Consider the following 17,133-nt stretch of genomic DNA (forward strand, 5'->3'; position numbering starts at 1 on the left):
CATTCATTTTAATTAAAATAAAATTAAAAAATACCTGGTTGTTATCTATTGATAAGAAGCCCTACCAAATCCTGAATAATTTTCTGTGAAACAAAATTCATGAAATCAAGTCTGTCTAAATGTGGCATATACAATTTTGAAGTCACTTGCTGGTCTTTGATGCGTATGCTGTAGAAAACAGTTCCTACCTCATTGCCATCTTCTCCCTTTCCGGGACCTGCCACGCCTGTTGTAGAGATGGAAATATCGGTATCAAATAATCTCTGACAACCTTTTGCCATTTCGCTGGCCACCTGTTCACTGACTACGGTAAACTCGTCTACGGTCTCTTGAGAAACTTTTAAAATCTCTATTTTCTTTTCTGTGGCATACGGTATAATACCTGCAATAAAATATTTTGAACTTCCGGCAGTGGAGGTAATCATTTTTGCCAACTCACCGCCTGTACAGCTTTCTGCAGTTGAAATGGTCAGATTTCTTTCCATAAGAATTTCTGCAAGGATTTTCTCTATTTTATCTTCAGTGACTGCAATGACATGGTCTTTTACCAAAGGAAGAAGTTTTTGAATCTCCTCTTCAGCCTGCTTTTTCAGGGCAGACTCATCATCTCCGGAGGCAGTGAGTCTGAGCTTTACGCGTGTTCCTACCGGAAGATAGGACAATGAAAGGTTTTCAGGAAGTGCAAGTTCCCAGTCTTCAATGGTATCTGCGAGAATACTCTCTGGAATTCCCACTACAGAAACAATTCTTGTATAGATATAATAAAGGTTGAATTTTTCTTTTAAATACGGAACAATCTGGTCTCTGATCAGTGGTTTTACTTCATAAGGAACACCGGGAAGGCTGAAACATAATTTCCCGTCCTGCTCCATCATCATGCACGGTGCAGTCCCGAAATGATTTTGAAAAACTACAGATTTCGTAGGAACGAAGGCCTGCTCTCTGTTTCTTTCAAGGATATCAGTACGGCCCCGTCTTTCCATGTATTTTTTAAGGTGGTTGAAGGTCACCTCATCGAGCGCAATTTCATCATTGAAATATTCGGCCAGTGCTTTTTTGGTTTTATCATCGCGTGTCGGCCCTAAGCCACCAGTGGTGATGATCAGGTCACCTATCTCAAAAGCAGCCTTTAAAGTTTTTTTAATGGTCCCGATTTCATCTGAAATTGTGAAAATCTGTATAACCTGTATGCCTATATTTTTAAGTTCAGTGGCAATAAAATTAGAATTGGTATCAACGGTGTTTCCGGAAAGGATTTCGTCACCGATAGTAATCAGAACTGCTTTTTCCATATATAAATTCTTGAAAGAAAATCTCCTGCAAATGACGGGAAAATCTATGGCTGCGACAACATAAAATGATTTTTTCTATCTTTGGCTGATACTGTTTAAAACTATAATTATTCGGCGATGGCAAAATATGATGATGCTTCCTGGCACTATGGCGGAGAATATCCGGAAAATTTACCTGATGAAAATGCAGCGACCCATATCGGAATGTTTCTGGCTTGGTGTATCAACAACGATCTGATGTCTGAAGAATTGGCGGAAGATTCTACAGATGAGATCCAAAGGGTGAAAAGACGGGAAATGACAGGAGGCGAATTCCTGATTGATGTATGCGATGAAAAGTTGAGCGAGTATGATCTCAATACTCAGGGCAATGGTTTTGCGAAGGCTTACTATAATGATGATACAGCATTTGGGAAGAAATTCAGTTCTTTTGCAGATGATTACTCAGAAACTTTTGACAGAAAAGCAGAAGAAAATGATTTTGAATACGAATCTTTCTACCATGTAGAAGATACCTATGAAAACTATGATCTCATAAAACCGCTTATCGATCAGCGTTTTGAAGAGTGGAAAGAGTTTGCAGGGATTTGAGTGTGTGAAAAAAAGTTGCTGCTTGGCAGTAACTAAAAAACCATTTAAATAGTCTGAAGCCTGATATTGAAATATTGAATCAGAAAAATATCTGGTGGCTTCGGGTACCTCAGCCACCAGTAATACTGTTATGTCTGACATCTGATATCTAATATCTGACGTCTAATATCTGATATCTTTCATCAAGAATCTTGATTCCTGACTCTGTCAAGGCCTAATTATGTTTCACCCAGATCAGCTCATCGGTATTATAGCCGATTTTTTTTGCTTTTTCAATAAAACGTTGCTTAATACTATCCGGAATAGAGGGTGTTCTTGACAAGATCCATAAGTATTTCAAGCTGCTTCCTGCAACTAATGCATACTGATAATCTTCGTCGATATCAATAACATTATAGCCGGCCCAGATGGGTTTGAAAAATGAAACTTTAAGACGGGCTTCCGTTTTGTCATTTACGAATCGGGCTTCTCCGATCGATTCTTTGTGCTCTTTTTTTATATAATCATAGCCTTTATTGTCTACGCGAATGGAACCATCAGGGTTCTCCGAATATTCGGCAGTGACATTGTCCATATTTTTTTCGAATCTATAATCAAAACGGGCAATTTCATACCATTTTCCGAGATATTTCTTAGCGTTAAAATTAGTAACAGCTGCTGCTCCTTTTGGAATTCCTGTAGAACATGAACTGTAAACAATAAGGCCTAAAACACCTAAAGCTACTGGAATAGCAATTTTCTTAAACGTTTTCATAGTTGGATATATTTGAATGATTGCCATGAAAACTTCAAAAACAGTGCCTTTAAGCTTTTAAAAAGAATAAATTCTAAGAAAAAACCTTTAGGAATTGATCTTTGAAACTACCGGAGACCTCAATTTCCGTATTGTCAGAAAGCATTATGGTCCCACTTTTATGATAGGATTTTACAAATCTGGTGTTGATGATATGGGAACGATGAACTCTGACAAATGGATTTTCCAGAAGGTCATCAAAATGTTTCAGGAAACGGCAGACCATCTTTTTTGAACCGTCGGTGAGGCAAACCTGTGTAAAGTTTCCGTCTGCCTGGAGCCTCAGGATATCTTCTGTTTTTACAACATCGAATCCCTGCAGTGTAGGAAGGATCAGCTGTTGTTTTTCAGGTTTTAATTTTAAATTTTCAAGGAGAATTTTATTTCTATTGAGTTCTTCTTTACTTTCAAGGCTCTCTGCTACTTTATTCACTGCCAAAATAAGCTCCTGAATATCAATTGGTTTTAAAATATAATAACTGGCGGATTTATTGAGTGCCTGGAGCGAATATTGTGAAAATGCGGTGATAAAAATCGTTTCGTAAGAAAATTCTTTAGTAGCTTCTAATACATCAAAGGCATTTCCAAATGGCATTTCTACATCCAGAAAAACCAGCTGAGGTTGCTTTTCGGCAATCAGCGGAACGGCTTCTTTAATATTTTCAGCCTCGCCCAGGATTTCTACCTGCGGACAGTATTTTGTAAGGTAGTTTCTCAGAACTTCTCTTGCAATAATCTCATCGTCTACGATTACGGATTTTATTTTCATTTTTTTTCAGGTTAGAGGTTGCAGATAAAAAGGAGCAGGTATTGGGTGAGTCAATCGGTTAATGGTATTTTCCGTTTTTAAATTTTAAGATTCGGTAGGAAGTTTTTGAGGTTTCATTTTCCTTACAATCTCCATTGACCTCCTTGCTATTTTTAGCAGTAGAAATAGTTTTGATTTTTAGATCCGTGAAATTATTGGTTTTTGTTTTATCCATCATAATGACAGAATGGTTATCATCAGCTTCGCCTGTGCATCTGGTATCCCATTCTGCACTGTAATTGCTTAATTCAAATTCATTCAACACTTTTTTTAGTGTTTTTCCCGCCGGATAATACAGGGAGATCGTTTCTGAGGAATAGGGATTGGGCTGGCTACCATTTTGAACGCTCACTTTTACACCAAAGGCGCGAATTCCATTGCTGATGGTATACAATCCGGTATCGATTGCTATACTTCTCAGCATAATAGCATCTGAAGTAATTTCCACAGGATCGACATACTGGTTTTTGATGGCTCCGTTTTCATCTGTAATGACAATATAATTACGGACCACGAAAAAATCTTCTTCTTCTTTTCCCTGAAGAATGGGGAAAACAGCGATATAGGAATCTTCTGCGTTCGGCATTTTCTTTTCGATACAGAATTCTCCTTTGATCCTTGTTTTATCAAGCTTTAAGCTCTTCACTATATTCTCAAAACGGGCCAGATTGATTTCCTGTGCGTGTAATATTCCTGCCCATGAGCACATCAATATTCCGATTAATATATGTTTCTTCATCTTTTGTTCTTTACCCTAGTTTTATTTTAATATTCACGAGCACCCCATTACTGTTTTCCTTATCAATAATGACACAATGAATCTCTTTTTTATAGAGGTCATTCAGCAGCTTAATCCTTTCCAGGGTATTTTTCATTCCGCGACCTTCCCTGCTCTTCTGGTGCTGGGTTTTCTGTTTTTTGCTTTCTTCAATCCCAATTCCGTTATCTTCGATCGTGATCTTTAAGAGTTGGTCTTCTTTTTCAAAACTCAGTTTCAAAAATCCTTTATCACTTCTGTAACGCAATCCGTGCCAGACTGCATTTTCAAGGAAAGGCTGAACAAGCATACCGGGAATTTTCAGGCTATGCAAATTGAGATTTTCATCTACTTCAATTTCGTAATCGAATTTATCTGCAAAACGTGTTTTTTCTAAGGCAAGATAATTCTGAAGCAGATCCAGTTCCTGCTGGAAAGGGATGAAATCTTCGGCAGAGTTCTCCATAACGCCACGCATCAGCTTTGAGAACTTCGTCAGATACTGATTGGCTTCCAGCTCGTTATTCGTCGCAATAAAGTGATTGACGCTATTCAAGCTGTTAAAGATAAAGTGAGGATTCATTTCGCGGCGTAGCGACTGCAGTGCGATTTTTTTATTTTTAATCTGAACTTTTTTCAGCATTCTGAAAATAAAGATAACCAGACCGGTAAGGAGAATCAGCACCGCAATAAGACTGTAATTGAATACATTTTTCTTATGGATAAGTGCATCTTTCAGTTCTTTTTCCTTTTCAAGCTGAGAAATCCTTTGTTCGGTATCTTCCAGTATCTTATTGTCTACCAGACTTCTGTCTTTAGATACAAGGTCAGGAAGTTTCCCCAGAAAATCTCTGTACAGCGAAACTGAGGCATCTGTATTACCTGCTCTATCATAAAGACTGTCCAGTCTTTTTACACTTTTCTGCGCTTCCAGTGTATGTCCTTTTTCCAAAGCGATTTTGTAGGCATTCTCTAATAAAGTGGCCGCTTCTTTTGGATCATTTTTTTTAATATAAATATCTGCCAGCTCCTGAATCTGATTAACTTTTTCCTGCGAATTCTCTTTGACAAAATCTTCTTTCAGAACTTTCTTTTTAGCTTCAATGGCTTTTTCAAAATTTCTGTTTTCAACATAAAAATTGGTCAGCTTCTGGTTGATTTCCAAAGCCTGCTGAGGGGCTGCTTTTTTGGAAACTTTATAAGCATTATTCAAATTTTCTTCTGCTTTGGGAATGTCTTTCTGCTGAATATTCACATCGGCCATCTGGCTGTAGCTCGCCGCGAGATCCCCTTTATCCTTTTCTTTCAGACCTATATTGATGTTATCCTGAATGGCCTCTACCTTCTGCTCCGATGTAGGAGAAGAAAGCCTTGCAGCATCATTAGTATTCACCGCCCTGCTTTTTTCAGTGTAGCCCATTTCAGCGGCCATGCTGTAATTGCTGATAGCCGGTGTTATCTTATTCTGCTTCTCTTGGGATTGGGCAATTTTCCGGGTGACAGCTTCCAGATTCTTTTTATCGTTGAGGTTTTTGTAAATGTTTCTGGCTTTAACTAAAAACTCTTCGCTTTTAGCATAATTTCCCTGATTGTAATAACCGCTGGCAATCCCTACGTAAGAGTCGGCTACGCCCTTATTATCATTATTGTCTACTGCTTTTTTAAGCTTAGCCGCAGATTTATAGGCTTGGGTAACCCGCGTGGAATCCTGTGCTGTACAGAAGTTTCCGGCAGCAAGAACAGAGATCAATAGTATTTTAAAAACTAATTTCACGGATTTCAAATCTTTACTGCAAAGTAAGTAAAACTTTAGGTATCGTTTTCTATTCTTTACCAAGTCAAAACTCTGTTTCACCAAGTTAGCTGATGAATAAGCTGATCATTCAATTTTCCAGTGGTAACAATTAAGCAACAGACTCTGTTATCGGGTTCATTATTATATGATCCAACAGTGTTCTTTAAAACTTAAAAATTTTTATCATCATTCAAATCATACTACAAAAAAACTTTTAAAAGACGACTCCGAAAGGAATTATCTTTTTTTTTGCCATCCACCAAGTCAAAACCTCCATTCACCAAGTCTCGCAATTTCGGGTTTCAGATCGCAGTAATTTTACTTCAGAATTTAAAACAAGAAATTATGAAATTAAGACATTTTTTATTGATCGGAATCTTTACCCTGGGAAGTTTTGTGAATGCACAGGAGGTAAAGAAAAATGCTATTGAAGTAACAGGGATTGCAGAAATGGAAGTGGAACCGGATGAGATCATCTTCAGTATCGGCATCAAAGCGGATAACAAAAACGATCTGGCGGATAATGAAAAGAAACTGTTTGAAACGCTAAAGAATGCCAGCGTGAAGAACGAGGATATTAAATTTAAATCCATGTACCAGAATATCTATGCTAAAAATGGAAAATTCACGAAAAGCTATCAGTTCAAGGCGAGTACAAAATCAAATATCAGCAAAATATTTGAAGATCTGAACCAGAAATGGGTAAGCAATCTGAATGTTGCGGAAGTGAAGAATACCAAAATTGCAGACTTTAAGAAAACCGTTAAAATCAATGCTTTAAAGGCAGCCAAAGAAAAGGCAGATTATCTGTTGGAAAGTATGGGTAAAAAAACCGGAGCTGCTATTGAGATCGTGGAAATTGAAGACTACACCAGTGATATGGTTCTTCCTGTAGACTACAAAAGCAGTGTCAGAAATATGCAGCTGGAAGCCGCCGACGCTACAGTAGATTTTTCTTTCGATAATATTGAGAATATCAAACTGAAATACAGCATCAAAACCAGATACGAAATCCTTTAGAAGTAACAGATTTAAGAGACAGTCCGAAAGGGCTGTTTTTCTTTTTTAAAGTTGATTTAAAAACTCACCAAGTGAAAGTCATGTTTCACCAAGTCTCCCGGTTTTCAGTCTTAAATACCGATAATTTTACTTCAGGAATTTAAAATAATATACTATGAAACGCTATTTAATATTACTCATCGTATTCTCTGCTTCATTTTTAAGAGCACAGGAAATAAAAAAAGAAATCGATGTAAAACAGGCGACTGTATTCCTTCAGGGGGCAAAAGTGTTTGGAAGCACTACCGTCAATCTGCAGAAAGGAAGAAACAGTGTGAGAATCGTCAACCTTCCCAACAATCTGGACGAAAATACCTACAGGATCAATCTTGAAAAAAATACAACGCTTCTTTCCATTACTCCACAAAGCCATTTTTTGAAAAATGAGGATTTGTCTGACGGAGAGAAAAAACTGGATAGCGAGAGGAAAAAATTACAGAGACAGGTTAATTTACTGAATATCCAGATCAAGAACCTGACGGGTGAACAGAATATCATTAATGACAATTTAAAGGTCTCTACCAACGACAAATCCACTCCGCAGGAACAACTGATCAGACTGACCGAGTTTTACAGAAAGAGAATGCTGGAAATCGACAATCAGGTTTTTGTTTTGAACGAACAGAAAACAGTTTTGGACGAAGGTATTGCTAAAATAAATCATCAGTTTGCAGAAGAGCAGACCCACAAAAACACCAACAGGAAAGAGCTTCTTCTGGAAATTCTTGCAGACAATGAAACGAGTCTGAATTTAGGAGTAAGCTATATCGTTTCTGATGCAGGCTGGGTTCCTTCTTATGATCTTCGTGCAGAATCGGTTAAGAAACCTCTTGAAATGGTTTATAAAGGAAAGATCTATCAAAAAACCGGACAGGACTGGAACAATATAAAACTGTTTGTTTCTACCTACAGACCTTCTTATAACCAGGACCGACCTATTTTATCTCCACTTTATGTCGCTGAATATACTGCTTATAATGCTCAGGCTGAAACTGCAGGCTACAAGCTTAAAGCTGCAGCAAAAGAAGTGAATTCCTATCAGATGAGAGATGAGGTTGCTGCTCAGCCAAGTCAAATCCCTGTGGCCACCGTTTCGGATAATCAGATGAATGTAATGTATGAGCTTAATTATAACCAAACGATCTTAAGCCAGGAAAAAGAACAGTATGTGATCCTTGATAAAAAACAGATTGATGCATCGTACAAGTACCACACCGTTCCAAAACTGAACAATCAGGTATTCCTGATGGCCTTTATTAAAAACTGGCAGAATCTTAACCTGATCTCCGGAGAAGCCAATATTTATTTTGATGATAATTATATTGGAAAAACAAACATCGCCAGCAATTACGTGAAAGATGAATTCCCTATTTCTCTGGGTGTGGACGAAAGAATCACAGTAAAAAGGATCAAACTGGAAGATAAAACTTCTCAGAAAAACTTCAACAGCAATAAATGGGAAACGGAATCTTACCAGATCAGCATCAGAAATAATACGAAAGAAAGCATCGAACTGGAAATTCTTGATCAGCTTCCAATCAGTGAAAATTCAAAAATCCTGGTAAAAGCATTAGAGATCGGAAACGGAAGTCTTGATGACAAAACGGGAAGTATCCTTTGGAACAGAAACATCAGCAGCGGAGGTTCGGATAAAATCAATTTCTCTTATGAAGTGAAGTACCCGAAAGAGATGCAGATTCAATATTACAGCAGATAACCAATAAAAAAAATAATATGACAACTTTAAAAATCTTAGCATTGACCGCTGTTACCGCTTTTTTGAGCTCAGGCAGTTTTTCAGACATCCGCTGCTCAGGCAGCCATACAAAAGACCGCGCTGCAGTGGTACAGAATGCTTCTGTTACAGAGCGATCCACACCAGCAAAGGACAACAAAATTCAGGTTGCGCTTCTGCTGGATACCTCCAACAGTATGGACGGATTGATTGATCAGGCCAAATCAAGGCTTTGGAATATCGTGAATACTTTAACTACATTGAAGTACAACGGACAGGCTCCACAGATTGAAATTGCCCTTTATGAATATGGAAATGACGGCATCCGTGATGATAACTATATTCGTCAGGTCACTCCTCTTACGCAGGATCTGGATCTGGTTTCTGAGAAATTATTTGCTCTGAGAACCAATGGCGGAAGTGAATACTGTGGTGCCGTAATCCGCGACGCCTCGATGAATCTGAATTGGGACGGCAACGAAAAGAGCATGAAACTAATCTACATTGCCGGCAATGAACCATTTGATCAGGGGAGAGTGAATTACAAAGAAGTGATCTCCAAAGCGAAAAGCAAAAATATTTACACCAATACCATTTTCTGTGGAAGCAGAGAGGAAGGAACCCAAACATTCTGGCAAAACGGAGCTGTAGTTGGTGGCGGAAAATATTTCAATATCGACAGTGACAGGAAAGTCGTTTACATTGAAACGCCTTACGATGTGAGAATCTCAGAATGTAATACAAAACTGAACGACACCTACCTCTATTATGGAAGTCACGGCTCTGAATATAAACAAAAACAGGCTGCACAGGACAGAAATGCGGAAGTACAATCGGTTTCCAACTATGTAGAAAGAACGGTTGCGAAGTCTAAGAAAAACGCTTATAAAAATGATCACTGGGATTTGGTAGACAAAGCTGAAAAGGATGCCGGATTTATTGCCACCGTAAAAGATGATGCACTTCCGGCTGAACTAAAGGGTAAAAGTAAGGAAGACATTATAAAAGCGGTGGCCGGAAAATCTGCAGAACGTGGAAAGATTCAGAAGGAGATTGAAGAACTTTCCAGAAAACGTCAGGAATATATTGATACCGAAATGAAAAAACGGGGAAATCCGGATTCCGACGATCTTGGAAAAGCGATTGAGAAATCAATTTTGGAGCGGGCAAAAATGAGCGGATATACTTCTAAATAACAGTAATGGTGGCTTTTCAGCCACCATTTTTCTTTAATTTATTCCTGTGCCGGTGGCTTAGAAGCCATCAGGTTTTTATCTTCCAAACTTAAAATATTCAGAAAGCAAATGTTTTTTATTTTTCATAAACTGGGAAGCCATTTCCATTCCGGTTACAGAAAAAGTAATTCCATTTCCTCCAAAACCAAGGACAAAATAAGAATTTTTAAACTTTTTATGCTCTCCGATATAGGGTAACCCGTCTTTAGTTTCTCCGAAAGTTCCGGCCCATACAAAATCTGTATAAAACTGATAATCCGGTTTTATTTTCTTTAGATTTTTCAGGATCTCTTTCTCTTTTTTATCGAGAAGAGCATCCCGTTTTTGAGCATCATTAAAATCTTCATCACCGCCACCGATGAGAAGCCTTCCGTCATCTGTTGTCCGCATATAGATGTAGGGTTCATCGGTATTCCAAACCAGTGTGCTGCTTATATTTTTAAATTTATCGTCATCAATTTCTGATACAATGGCGAAGGTACTTTTTAAATCTACGAAGTCTTCTTTGATCAGATTTTTGCTCTCATAACCGATACAGTAGATGATCTTTTTCGTTTTGATCTGATAACCGCTGTCTACTGTCACCAGATTAAAACCTTTATGATATTCTACCTTTTTCATTTCAGTTTTATCGAATATTTTTAATCCTTTTTTTTCATTATGGGTAAACAGCTCATGAGCAAACTTAAAAGCATCGATACTGGCTCCCTGTTTAGACAGAATACCGCCATGGGTATTTTCAAACCCAAACTGATCTAGAATTTGTTCTGCTTCCAGCCATTTCACATTAAATCCAGCCTTTTTCCTTGCCTTGTATTCTTCCTTGAGCCACTTTACATCTTTCTTTTTTGCCGCGAAATACAATGACTTTTTTCGTTTAAACCCTGCGTCAGATCTAATCAGTTTAGAAAGCATTTCAAGAGTATCTATTGCATCAGAGCAGGCTTTATAACTTTCGACCGCTCCTTTCTCCCCGATCTTTTCAATCAGTTCATAAAGGGGAACATCAATTTCGTATTGCAGCATCGAAGTGGTAGCTGAAGTACTCCCATTACAGATTTCACGTCGATCAATCAGGATTGTTTTATAACCGTCTTTTATCATTTGCTGGGCGATAAGACTTCCGGTGATACCTCCGCCGATAATTAAAACATCACATTCTTCATTTGATTTCAGTGACGGATAAGACTCTATAAGTCCATTCTTTATGAGCCAGAAAGGTTCGTTTGATTTTAGATCCATAATTGAATATTATATTTAAAAAAATAACACTTATAAGTATTTTAACTATTTATTATCAGTTTATGGTGCAATTATTGTACCCAGTTTTAAAATCCAACCACATTAAAATAATTTACTATGATAACGATTATTCCAGAAGCTCCGGAAAATGTTGCCGCATTTAATGCAACGGGAGAAATAACGAGAGAAGATTTTGAAAACCTTGTCATTCCTCATGTAAAAGAGAAAGTAGACGAATTCGGAGAGTTGAATTACCTTTTATACTTGGACACGGATCTGGATAAATTTACAATGGGAGCATGGCTTCAAGATGCTCTTTTAGGACTAAAAAATCTTTCCAAGTGGAATCGCGCGGCCATTGTTACAGACAAAGAAGCTGTACAGAACTTTACCGATATTTTCAGTGTTCTGATGCCGGGAGAGTTTAAATCTTTCCCTAAAGAGAATTTATACAACGCACTGTATTGGTGTAAAAATGGAGATGAAGTAGAGGTGTAAACGTAATTCATCATCAAAAAAGACTTTGTTCATCTACTTGAACAAAGTCTTTTTTCTGGGTCTCATTTATATTATTGATGCTTTAATTCATCAGATAATTTAGTTCAGAAAACAAAGCAGAAATCGTCAATTGATTCGATTCACCTTACTGCTTTCCTGTTTTTTATTTATCACAGGGCACGCATTCCACAGTTGTGTCATTGTCAGAAGGAGTTTCTCTTCCATACAGATATCTGTATCTTAAGCTTATTGCCAGACCAATGAAGGTCATTCCAACGCCCACTAATGAAGGATACTTGAATGAATATCCGTATTCTAAAGGAATTCCGCCTAAAAATGCTCCCATTGCATTGGCAATATTAAAAGCAGCCTGCATAAATGCCGCAGCCATCATTTCACTTTTTGGAGCTGCCTTCATCATCATGATATTAATAGGTGCCGCCACAGACATGGACAATGCTCCACAAACAAATGTCAGAATAAGGGCTATATTCTGATGTTCTGCAAACAGAAATACTCCTCCAAGGGAGATCATCATCAGAAAAATCAATAATGCACATGTCTTTTCGGGTCCTAGCCTATCGGAAATAAATCCTCCGGCAAGATTTCCAACAACCATTCCCGCACCCGCCAGCACCATCACGTAAGCCATCTGGTTGCTTTGGATTCCGGCAACGATTGTCATTAAAGGAGTGATGTAACTAAACCATGTGAAAAGTCCACCAAATCCAATGGCTGTAATTCCCAGAACCAGCCACGACTGCTTCTTTTTTAGAAATTTCAGTTCTTCGAGGAAGTGGGTATCCTGATTCGTTTCTATCGCAGGAAGCCACAATTTCAAAAACAATATGGCGAAAAGGCCGATCAATGCTACAATTGCAAAATAGAGTTTCCAATGATAAGCGTGTCCGATGTAAGTTACAAGCGGAACCATGACCAGATTGGCGACCGTAAGTCCAGTAAACATTAAGGATATATAAAATGCTTCCTTCCCTTTTCCTGCCATCCGGGATGCCACTACCGTTCCTACTCCGAAAAATGCTCCGTGAGGAAGTCCGGACATGAATCTGATGATGAGCATACTGGTATAATCGGGAGCCACTGCAGAAAGCCCGTTGAAAACAGTGAAGAGGATCATTAAAACCATCAAGACTTTTTTAGGCGGAAATTTCACAGAATATCCGATCAGAATGGGAGCTCCGATCACGACTCCCATTGCGTAAGCCGAAATCAGGTGTCCTGCTTCAGGAATGGTAATCTTTAGGGTATTGGCAATATCAGGAAGGAGTCCCATAACGGTAAATTCCGTAGTTCCGATTCCCAGTCCACCTATGGCCAGCGGTATAATTCTTTTATCAATCTTCATTGTGAGTAAACTTCTTTTTTCGAATTTAATTTTAAACGATTTTTTCCAACATTAAAAATGGTTGTCCATTATCAATTTGAAAGTGCAAAAATCGCTAGAAATATTGGTTTTTACTTCTCTTGAAATGATAAAAATTTGCTCCATATTAACCTTTTTGTGTAATTTTAAAATCAGAAACAATCAAATGAGAACAAGATGAAAATCCAGAAAGAGGTTATAGAATTTGAAAACGGCAAATCTTTTAAACTTTTTTCACCGTCTTTAAAGAACTGCTTTTTCTGGCATCATCATCCTGAAATAGAATTGGTGTATGTAGAAGCCATTAATGGAATTCGTCACGTCGGAAGGGATATTTCAGGTTTTACAGAGAGTGATTTGGTCCTGATTGGTTCCAATGTTCCTCATCTGAATTTTGATTACGGCATTCAGACAGAATGCAGACAGATGGTTCTGCAGATGAGAGAAAATTTTCTCCAGGATATTATTTTGCCCGTTCCGGAATTTGAAAATATTAAAAGACTTCTGGAAAGATCTTACCTGGGGCTTTCATTCTCAGGAGAAACCAAAAAAGAAGTCGTTGAAAAGCTTCATGAAATCAAGGAAAAAAGTTCGTTCGATTCTCTGATCGGACTGATTGAAATTCTGCAAATTCTAGCTTCCTCCGATGAGGTCAAAGAACTGAACAAAGAAGATACAAGAATCAAGTGGTTTCTGAACGATAAAATCAGAATGGGAACCATCTATGATTATATTCATGAAAATTATGATAAAAAGCCCAACGTCAACGAAATTGCAAAAATTGTAAGTTTAAGCACACCTGCTTTTTGTCGTTATTTTAAAAAACAGACGAATATGACGTTCACCGATTTTGTGAATAATTACAGAATCAATCAGGCTAAAATATTTCTGCTGAAAGATTACTCTGTAACGGAAGTTTGTTTTCAGGTGGGTTTCGAGAGCTTGTCCTATTTTAATAAATTATTCAAGCAGCATACGGGTGAAACGCCTTCGGAATTTAGGAAAAAGTATCTGAGGAATATTGAGGTGAGGAAGTAGTTTTTTTGGGTGCATGATGGATGAGTGCTGGACTACCCCGTCAAAAATTCTTTGAATTTTTGCCACCCCTCCAAGGGAGGGGAATTCAACTCCGACATATTCTTGTCATCACGAAAATCTTCGATTGTCAAAAAACTTAAATGCACTTCCTATTTGCAAAGTATTTAACTTAAAAATAACTAAAGTGTTATAAAACTTTCGCGACTTTTGTGGTTGAAAAAACCATTGAGAACTGAAACTACCAAATCCTTTTTCATTTATTAATCCTTCAAATTTTTAAATAAAAAAGCCGCTTCAGAATGGATAAGTGCTGGACCACCCCGTCAAAAATTCTTTGAATTTTTGCCACCCCTCCAAGGGAGGGGAATTCAACTCCGACATATTTTTGTCATTACGAAAATCTTCGATTGTCAAAAAACTTAAATTCACTTCCTATTTGCAAAGTATTTAACTTAAAAATAACTAAAGTGTTATAAAACTTTCGCGACTTTTAATATTGAAAAAATTAGTGGTGAATGAGGCTTCTGAAGCCCCTATCTATTAATACCTTAAATTTTTAAACAAAAAAAAGCCGCTTCGTTTCTGAAGCGGCTGTATTTTTAGTGAATATGTTTTTCAGCGTGGTAAGAACTTCTGACTAGTGGAGAGCTCTCCACATGTCTGAAACCTAAGCTTCTTGCAAAGTCACCCAACTCATCAAACTCCTCCGGTGTAATGAATCTTTTCACCGGTAAATGTTTTTTAGTTGGCTGAAGATACTGCCCAAGGGTGATCACATCAACATTAGCATTTCTGATATCTTCAATCGTTTGGAAAACCTCATCTTTAGTTTCACCCAAACCAAGCATCATTCCGGTTTTTGTTCTTCTCTGGCCTGCTTCTTTTAAGTATCTCAATACTTCCAAGCTACGCTCATATTTAGCCTGGATTCTTACTTCTCGTGTCAAACGTTTTACGGTTTCCATATTGTGAGAGATCACTTCAGGAGCGACTTCCACAAGTCTGTCAATATGTTTGGTAAGTCCCTGGAAATCCGGAATAAGAGTCTCCATTGTTGTTCCCGGAGAAATTCTTCTTACAGCATTCACCGTTTCACCCCAAAGGATAGAACCCATATCTTTCAGGTCATCACGGTCTACAGAAGTAAGTACAGCATGCTTGATCTTCATCAATTTGATAGAACGGGCCACTTTTTCAGGCTCATCCCAATTAACATCAAGCGGTTTTCCTGTTTTTACCCCGCAAAATCCGCAACTTCTGGTACAGATATTTCCTAAGATCATGAACGTCGCCGTTCCTTCTCCCCAGCATTCTCCCATATTCGGACAGCTTCCGCTCTGGCATATGGTATTTAATTTATATTTGTCTACCAAAGTCCTCAGCTCCCTGTAGTTCTTTCCGGTAGGAAGTTTTACACGGATCCACTTTGGTTTTTGAACGGTAGTATCTTGAACTAAATTTTCCATTTCTAAAATTGAAGTTCAAAGTTAAGGAATTTTTAATGGAAACCATCTACCGGAGAAATTGATGAAACAGATAATTCAAAATATAATTGTACTTTTAAAATACCAAATTTAAATTATGAAGAAGATTCTTTTTACCCTATCCGTTATGATCAGTACATTTTGTTTTGCTCAAAAAGAACTTCAGCCGGCAGGTTCGGAAATCATTGAAACTGTCGAGGGCGATCTGGATGGTGATAAAATTCCTGAAAAGGTGGTTATTTATAATACAGCAGATGAGGGTGAACTGGGCAACATCCGCGAAATTCAGATTCTGAAGAAAAGTGGCGGTACGTGGATGATTCTGAGCAAATCAAGAAATGCTATTTTAGAAAGTGCCGGCGGAGGTATGATGGGCGACCCTTATCAGAGTACAACGATTTCAAAAGGAATTTTAAGCATCACTCAGGCAGGCGGAAGCAGCTGGAAATGGGGTTACACAGATAAATACAGGTTGCAGAACGGACATTTTGAACTGATAGGCTATTCTTCAGAATCAGGAAGACCGGGAGATTACTGGGCAGAAGTAGATTTCAACCTTTCTACAGGTCAGCTTAACTATAAAAAGGAGGTAGAAAACACCAAAGAATATGGGAAGTCGAAGCAGGAAACTTATTTTAAAAAGGGATTAAAGATCGATCTGCAAAACAGACATCAAAAGGATCAAAGAAAAATTGTTCTTCCAAAGACAAAGGAAGAAGTTTATTTCTAACATTTTGAAAGTTCAAATTTTTATTAAGTCATTACAATAATTAAAACAACTCACTTTGAATTGATAGAACAAATTAACGATCTGATATTCTAGTGATCATCAAATTCATTGTTTTTCAGTAATTCTGCCAGGACTTTTTTGGCACGCATGACCCTTACTTTTGTATTGGCCACGGAAATTCCGAGCTCTTCTGCAATCTCTTTGATGCTTTTCTCTTCAAAGAATCTTAATTTGATAATATCCTGATAATTGGCATCCAGCGATTCTATGGTTTTGATGATCTTTTTCTGCTCTTCATTAGAGATCATGAGCTCTTCAGGTGATTTTGCGAATTGATTTTTAACTTCATCCAGATTTTCGGTTGGGTCCTGGTTTTCACGACTTCTTTTTCTCCAGAAATCAATGACCGTATTTTGGGCAATGGTTAATATCCAGGTTTTAAACTGAAAATGGGGATCGTACATATCCAGTTTGGACAGCACTTTTGAAAAAACATTTACCGTGATCTCATCTGCATCATTTTCATCTTTTACTTTCTTCATCACAAAAGAGAAAACATCCACCCAAAAAACATTGATGAGTTTGGTCTGGGCTTTCTGGTCCTTTTCTTTTGCCTTTTGAATAAGCAGAAATAGCTGTTCGTCGTTCATTACTAACAAATATAATTTTTTTAAGTGAAAGGGCAAAGGGGC

General features: G+C 37.8%; 16 protein-coding genes. 7 read left to right on the top strand and 9 right to left on the bottom strand.

Features of this window, described 5'->3' with window-relative positions:
• Positions 1 to 41: 41 nt before the first annotated feature.
• Positions 42 to 1,292, bottom strand: coding sequence for a CinA family nicotinamide mononucleotide deamidase-related protein (locus BUC06_RS17970; RefSeq protein WP_073335386.1), 1,251 nt, complete (start codon positions 1,290 to 1,292; stop codon positions 42 to 44).
• Positions 1,293 to 1,409: 117 nt separating this feature from the next.
• Here BUC06_RS17970 and BUC06_RS17975 point away from each other — a divergent pair, with 117 nt between their 5' ends.
• Positions 1,410 to 1,883, top strand: coding sequence for a DUF7832 domain-containing protein (locus BUC06_RS17975; protein ID WP_073335387.1), 474 nt, complete (start codon positions 1,410 to 1,412; stop codon positions 1,881 to 1,883).
• 214 nt (positions 1,884 to 2,097) lie between these two features.
• On the opposite strand, the gene BUC06_RS17980 is transcribed toward BUC06_RS17975, so the two are convergent.
• The 4 genes from BUC06_RS17980 to BUC06_RS17995 form a co-directional block, all read right to left on the bottom strand.
• Positions 2,098 to 2,637 carry a lipocalin family protein gene (locus BUC06_RS17980; RefSeq protein ID WP_073335388.1) on the bottom strand — a complete coding sequence of 180 codons (540 nt, stop codon included), beginning with the start codon at positions 2,635 to 2,637 and terminating at the stop codon, positions 2,098 to 2,100.
• 73 nt (positions 2,638 to 2,710) lie between these two features.
• Positions 2,711 to 3,445 (bottom strand): LytR/AlgR family response regulator transcription factor, encoded by a 735-nt coding sequence (locus BUC06_RS17985; RefSeq protein ID WP_073335389.1) that lies wholly within the window; start codon positions 3,443 to 3,445, stop codon positions 2,711 to 2,713.
• Between the two features lie 58 nt (positions 3,446 to 3,503).
• Positions 3,504 to 4,223 carry a PA3715 family protein gene (locus BUC06_RS17990; protein WP_073335390.1) on the bottom strand — a complete coding sequence of 240 codons (720 nt, stop codon included), beginning with the start codon at positions 4,221 to 4,223 and terminating at the stop codon, positions 3,504 to 3,506.
• Positions 4,224 to 4,233: 10 nt separating this feature from the next.
• The gene (locus BUC06_RS17995; protein ID WP_073335391.1) at positions 4,234 to 6,015 is read right to left on the bottom strand and encodes a tetratricopeptide repeat-containing sensor histidine kinase; all 1,782 of its coding nucleotides are present in this window, start codon (positions 6,013 to 6,015) and stop codon (positions 4,234 to 4,236) included.
• 366 nt (positions 6,016 to 6,381) lie between these two features.
• On the opposite strand from BUC06_RS17995, the gene BUC06_RS18000 reads away from it, so the two are divergent.
• From BUC06_RS18000 to BUC06_RS18010, 3 genes are all read left to right on the top strand, one after another.
• The gene (locus BUC06_RS18000) at positions 6,382 to 7,056 is read left to right on the top strand and encodes an SIMPL domain-containing protein (RefSeq protein WP_073335474.1); all 675 of its coding nucleotides are present in this window, start codon (positions 6,382 to 6,384) and stop codon (positions 7,054 to 7,056) included.
• A gap of 154 nt (positions 7,057 to 7,210) precedes the next feature.
• On the top strand, positions 7,211 to 8,812 hold the full coding sequence (locus BUC06_RS18005) for a DUF4139 domain-containing protein (protein WP_073335392.1): 1,602 nt from the start codon (positions 7,211 to 7,213) through the stop codon (positions 8,810 to 8,812).
• Positions 8,813 to 8,829: 17 nt separating this feature from the next.
• Positions 8,830 to 10,026, top strand: coding sequence for a vWA domain-containing protein (locus BUC06_RS18010; protein WP_073335393.1), 1,197 nt, complete (start codon positions 8,830 to 8,832; stop codon positions 10,024 to 10,026).
• 75 nt (positions 10,027 to 10,101) lie between these two features.
• On the opposite strand, the gene BUC06_RS18015 is transcribed toward BUC06_RS18010, so the two are convergent.
• Positions 10,102 to 11,307, bottom strand: a complete 1,206-nt coding sequence (locus tag BUC06_RS18015; RefSeq protein WP_073335394.1) for an NAD(P)/FAD-dependent oxidoreductase — start codon at positions 11,305 to 11,307, stop codon at positions 10,102 to 10,104.
• Positions 11,308 to 11,424: 117 nt separating this feature from the next.
• Here BUC06_RS18015 and BUC06_RS18020 point away from each other — a divergent pair, with 117 nt between their 5' ends.
• Positions 11,425 to 11,805 carry a SpoIIAA family protein gene (locus BUC06_RS18020; protein WP_073335395.1) on the top strand — a complete coding sequence of 127 codons (381 nt, stop codon included), beginning with the start codon at positions 11,425 to 11,427 and terminating at the stop codon, positions 11,803 to 11,805.
• Positions 11,806 to 11,968: 163 nt separating this feature from the next.
• Here BUC06_RS18020 and BUC06_RS18025 read toward each other — a convergent pair whose 3' ends face one another.
• Positions 11,969 to 13,171 (bottom strand): MFS transporter, encoded by a 1,203-nt coding sequence (locus BUC06_RS18025; RefSeq protein WP_185116985.1) that lies wholly within the window; start codon positions 13,169 to 13,171, stop codon positions 11,969 to 11,971.
• A 195-nt stretch (positions 13,172 to 13,366) separates the two neighbouring features.
• Here BUC06_RS18025 and BUC06_RS18030 point away from each other — a divergent pair, with 195 nt between their 5' ends.
• Positions 13,367 to 14,227 (top strand): AraC family transcriptional regulator, encoded by an 861-nt coding sequence (locus BUC06_RS18030; protein ID WP_073335396.1) that lies wholly within the window; start codon positions 13,367 to 13,369, stop codon positions 14,225 to 14,227.
• 599 nt (positions 14,228 to 14,826) lie between these two features.
• Here the strand turns inward: BUC06_RS18030 and lipA are convergent.
• On the bottom strand, positions 14,827 to 15,693 hold the full coding sequence (gene lipA / locus BUC06_RS18035; protein WP_073335397.1) for a lipoyl synthase: 867 nt from the start codon (positions 15,691 to 15,693) through the stop codon (positions 14,827 to 14,829).
• A gap of 115 nt (positions 15,694 to 15,808) precedes the next feature.
• Between lipA and BUC06_RS18040 the strand changes: the two genes are divergently transcribed.
• On the top strand, positions 15,809 to 16,441 hold the full coding sequence (locus BUC06_RS18040; RefSeq protein ID WP_073335398.1) for a hypothetical protein: 633 nt from the start codon (positions 15,809 to 15,811) through the stop codon (positions 16,439 to 16,441).
• Positions 16,442 to 16,530: 89 nt separating this feature from the next.
• Here the strand turns inward: BUC06_RS18040 and BUC06_RS18045 are convergent, their stop codons facing one another.
• Positions 16,531 to 17,091: an RNA polymerase sigma factor gene (locus BUC06_RS18045; RefSeq protein WP_073335399.1), complete on the bottom strand. Its 561-nt coding sequence runs from the start codon at positions 17,089 to 17,091 to the stop codon at positions 16,531 to 16,533.
• Positions 17,092 to 17,133 lie beyond the last annotated feature (42 nt).

Source organism: Chryseobacterium carnipullorum (genome assembly GCF_900142785.1).
Classification (GTDB): Bacteria; Bacteroidota; Bacteroidia; order Flavobacteriales; family Weeksellaceae; genus Chryseobacterium; species Chryseobacterium carnipullorum.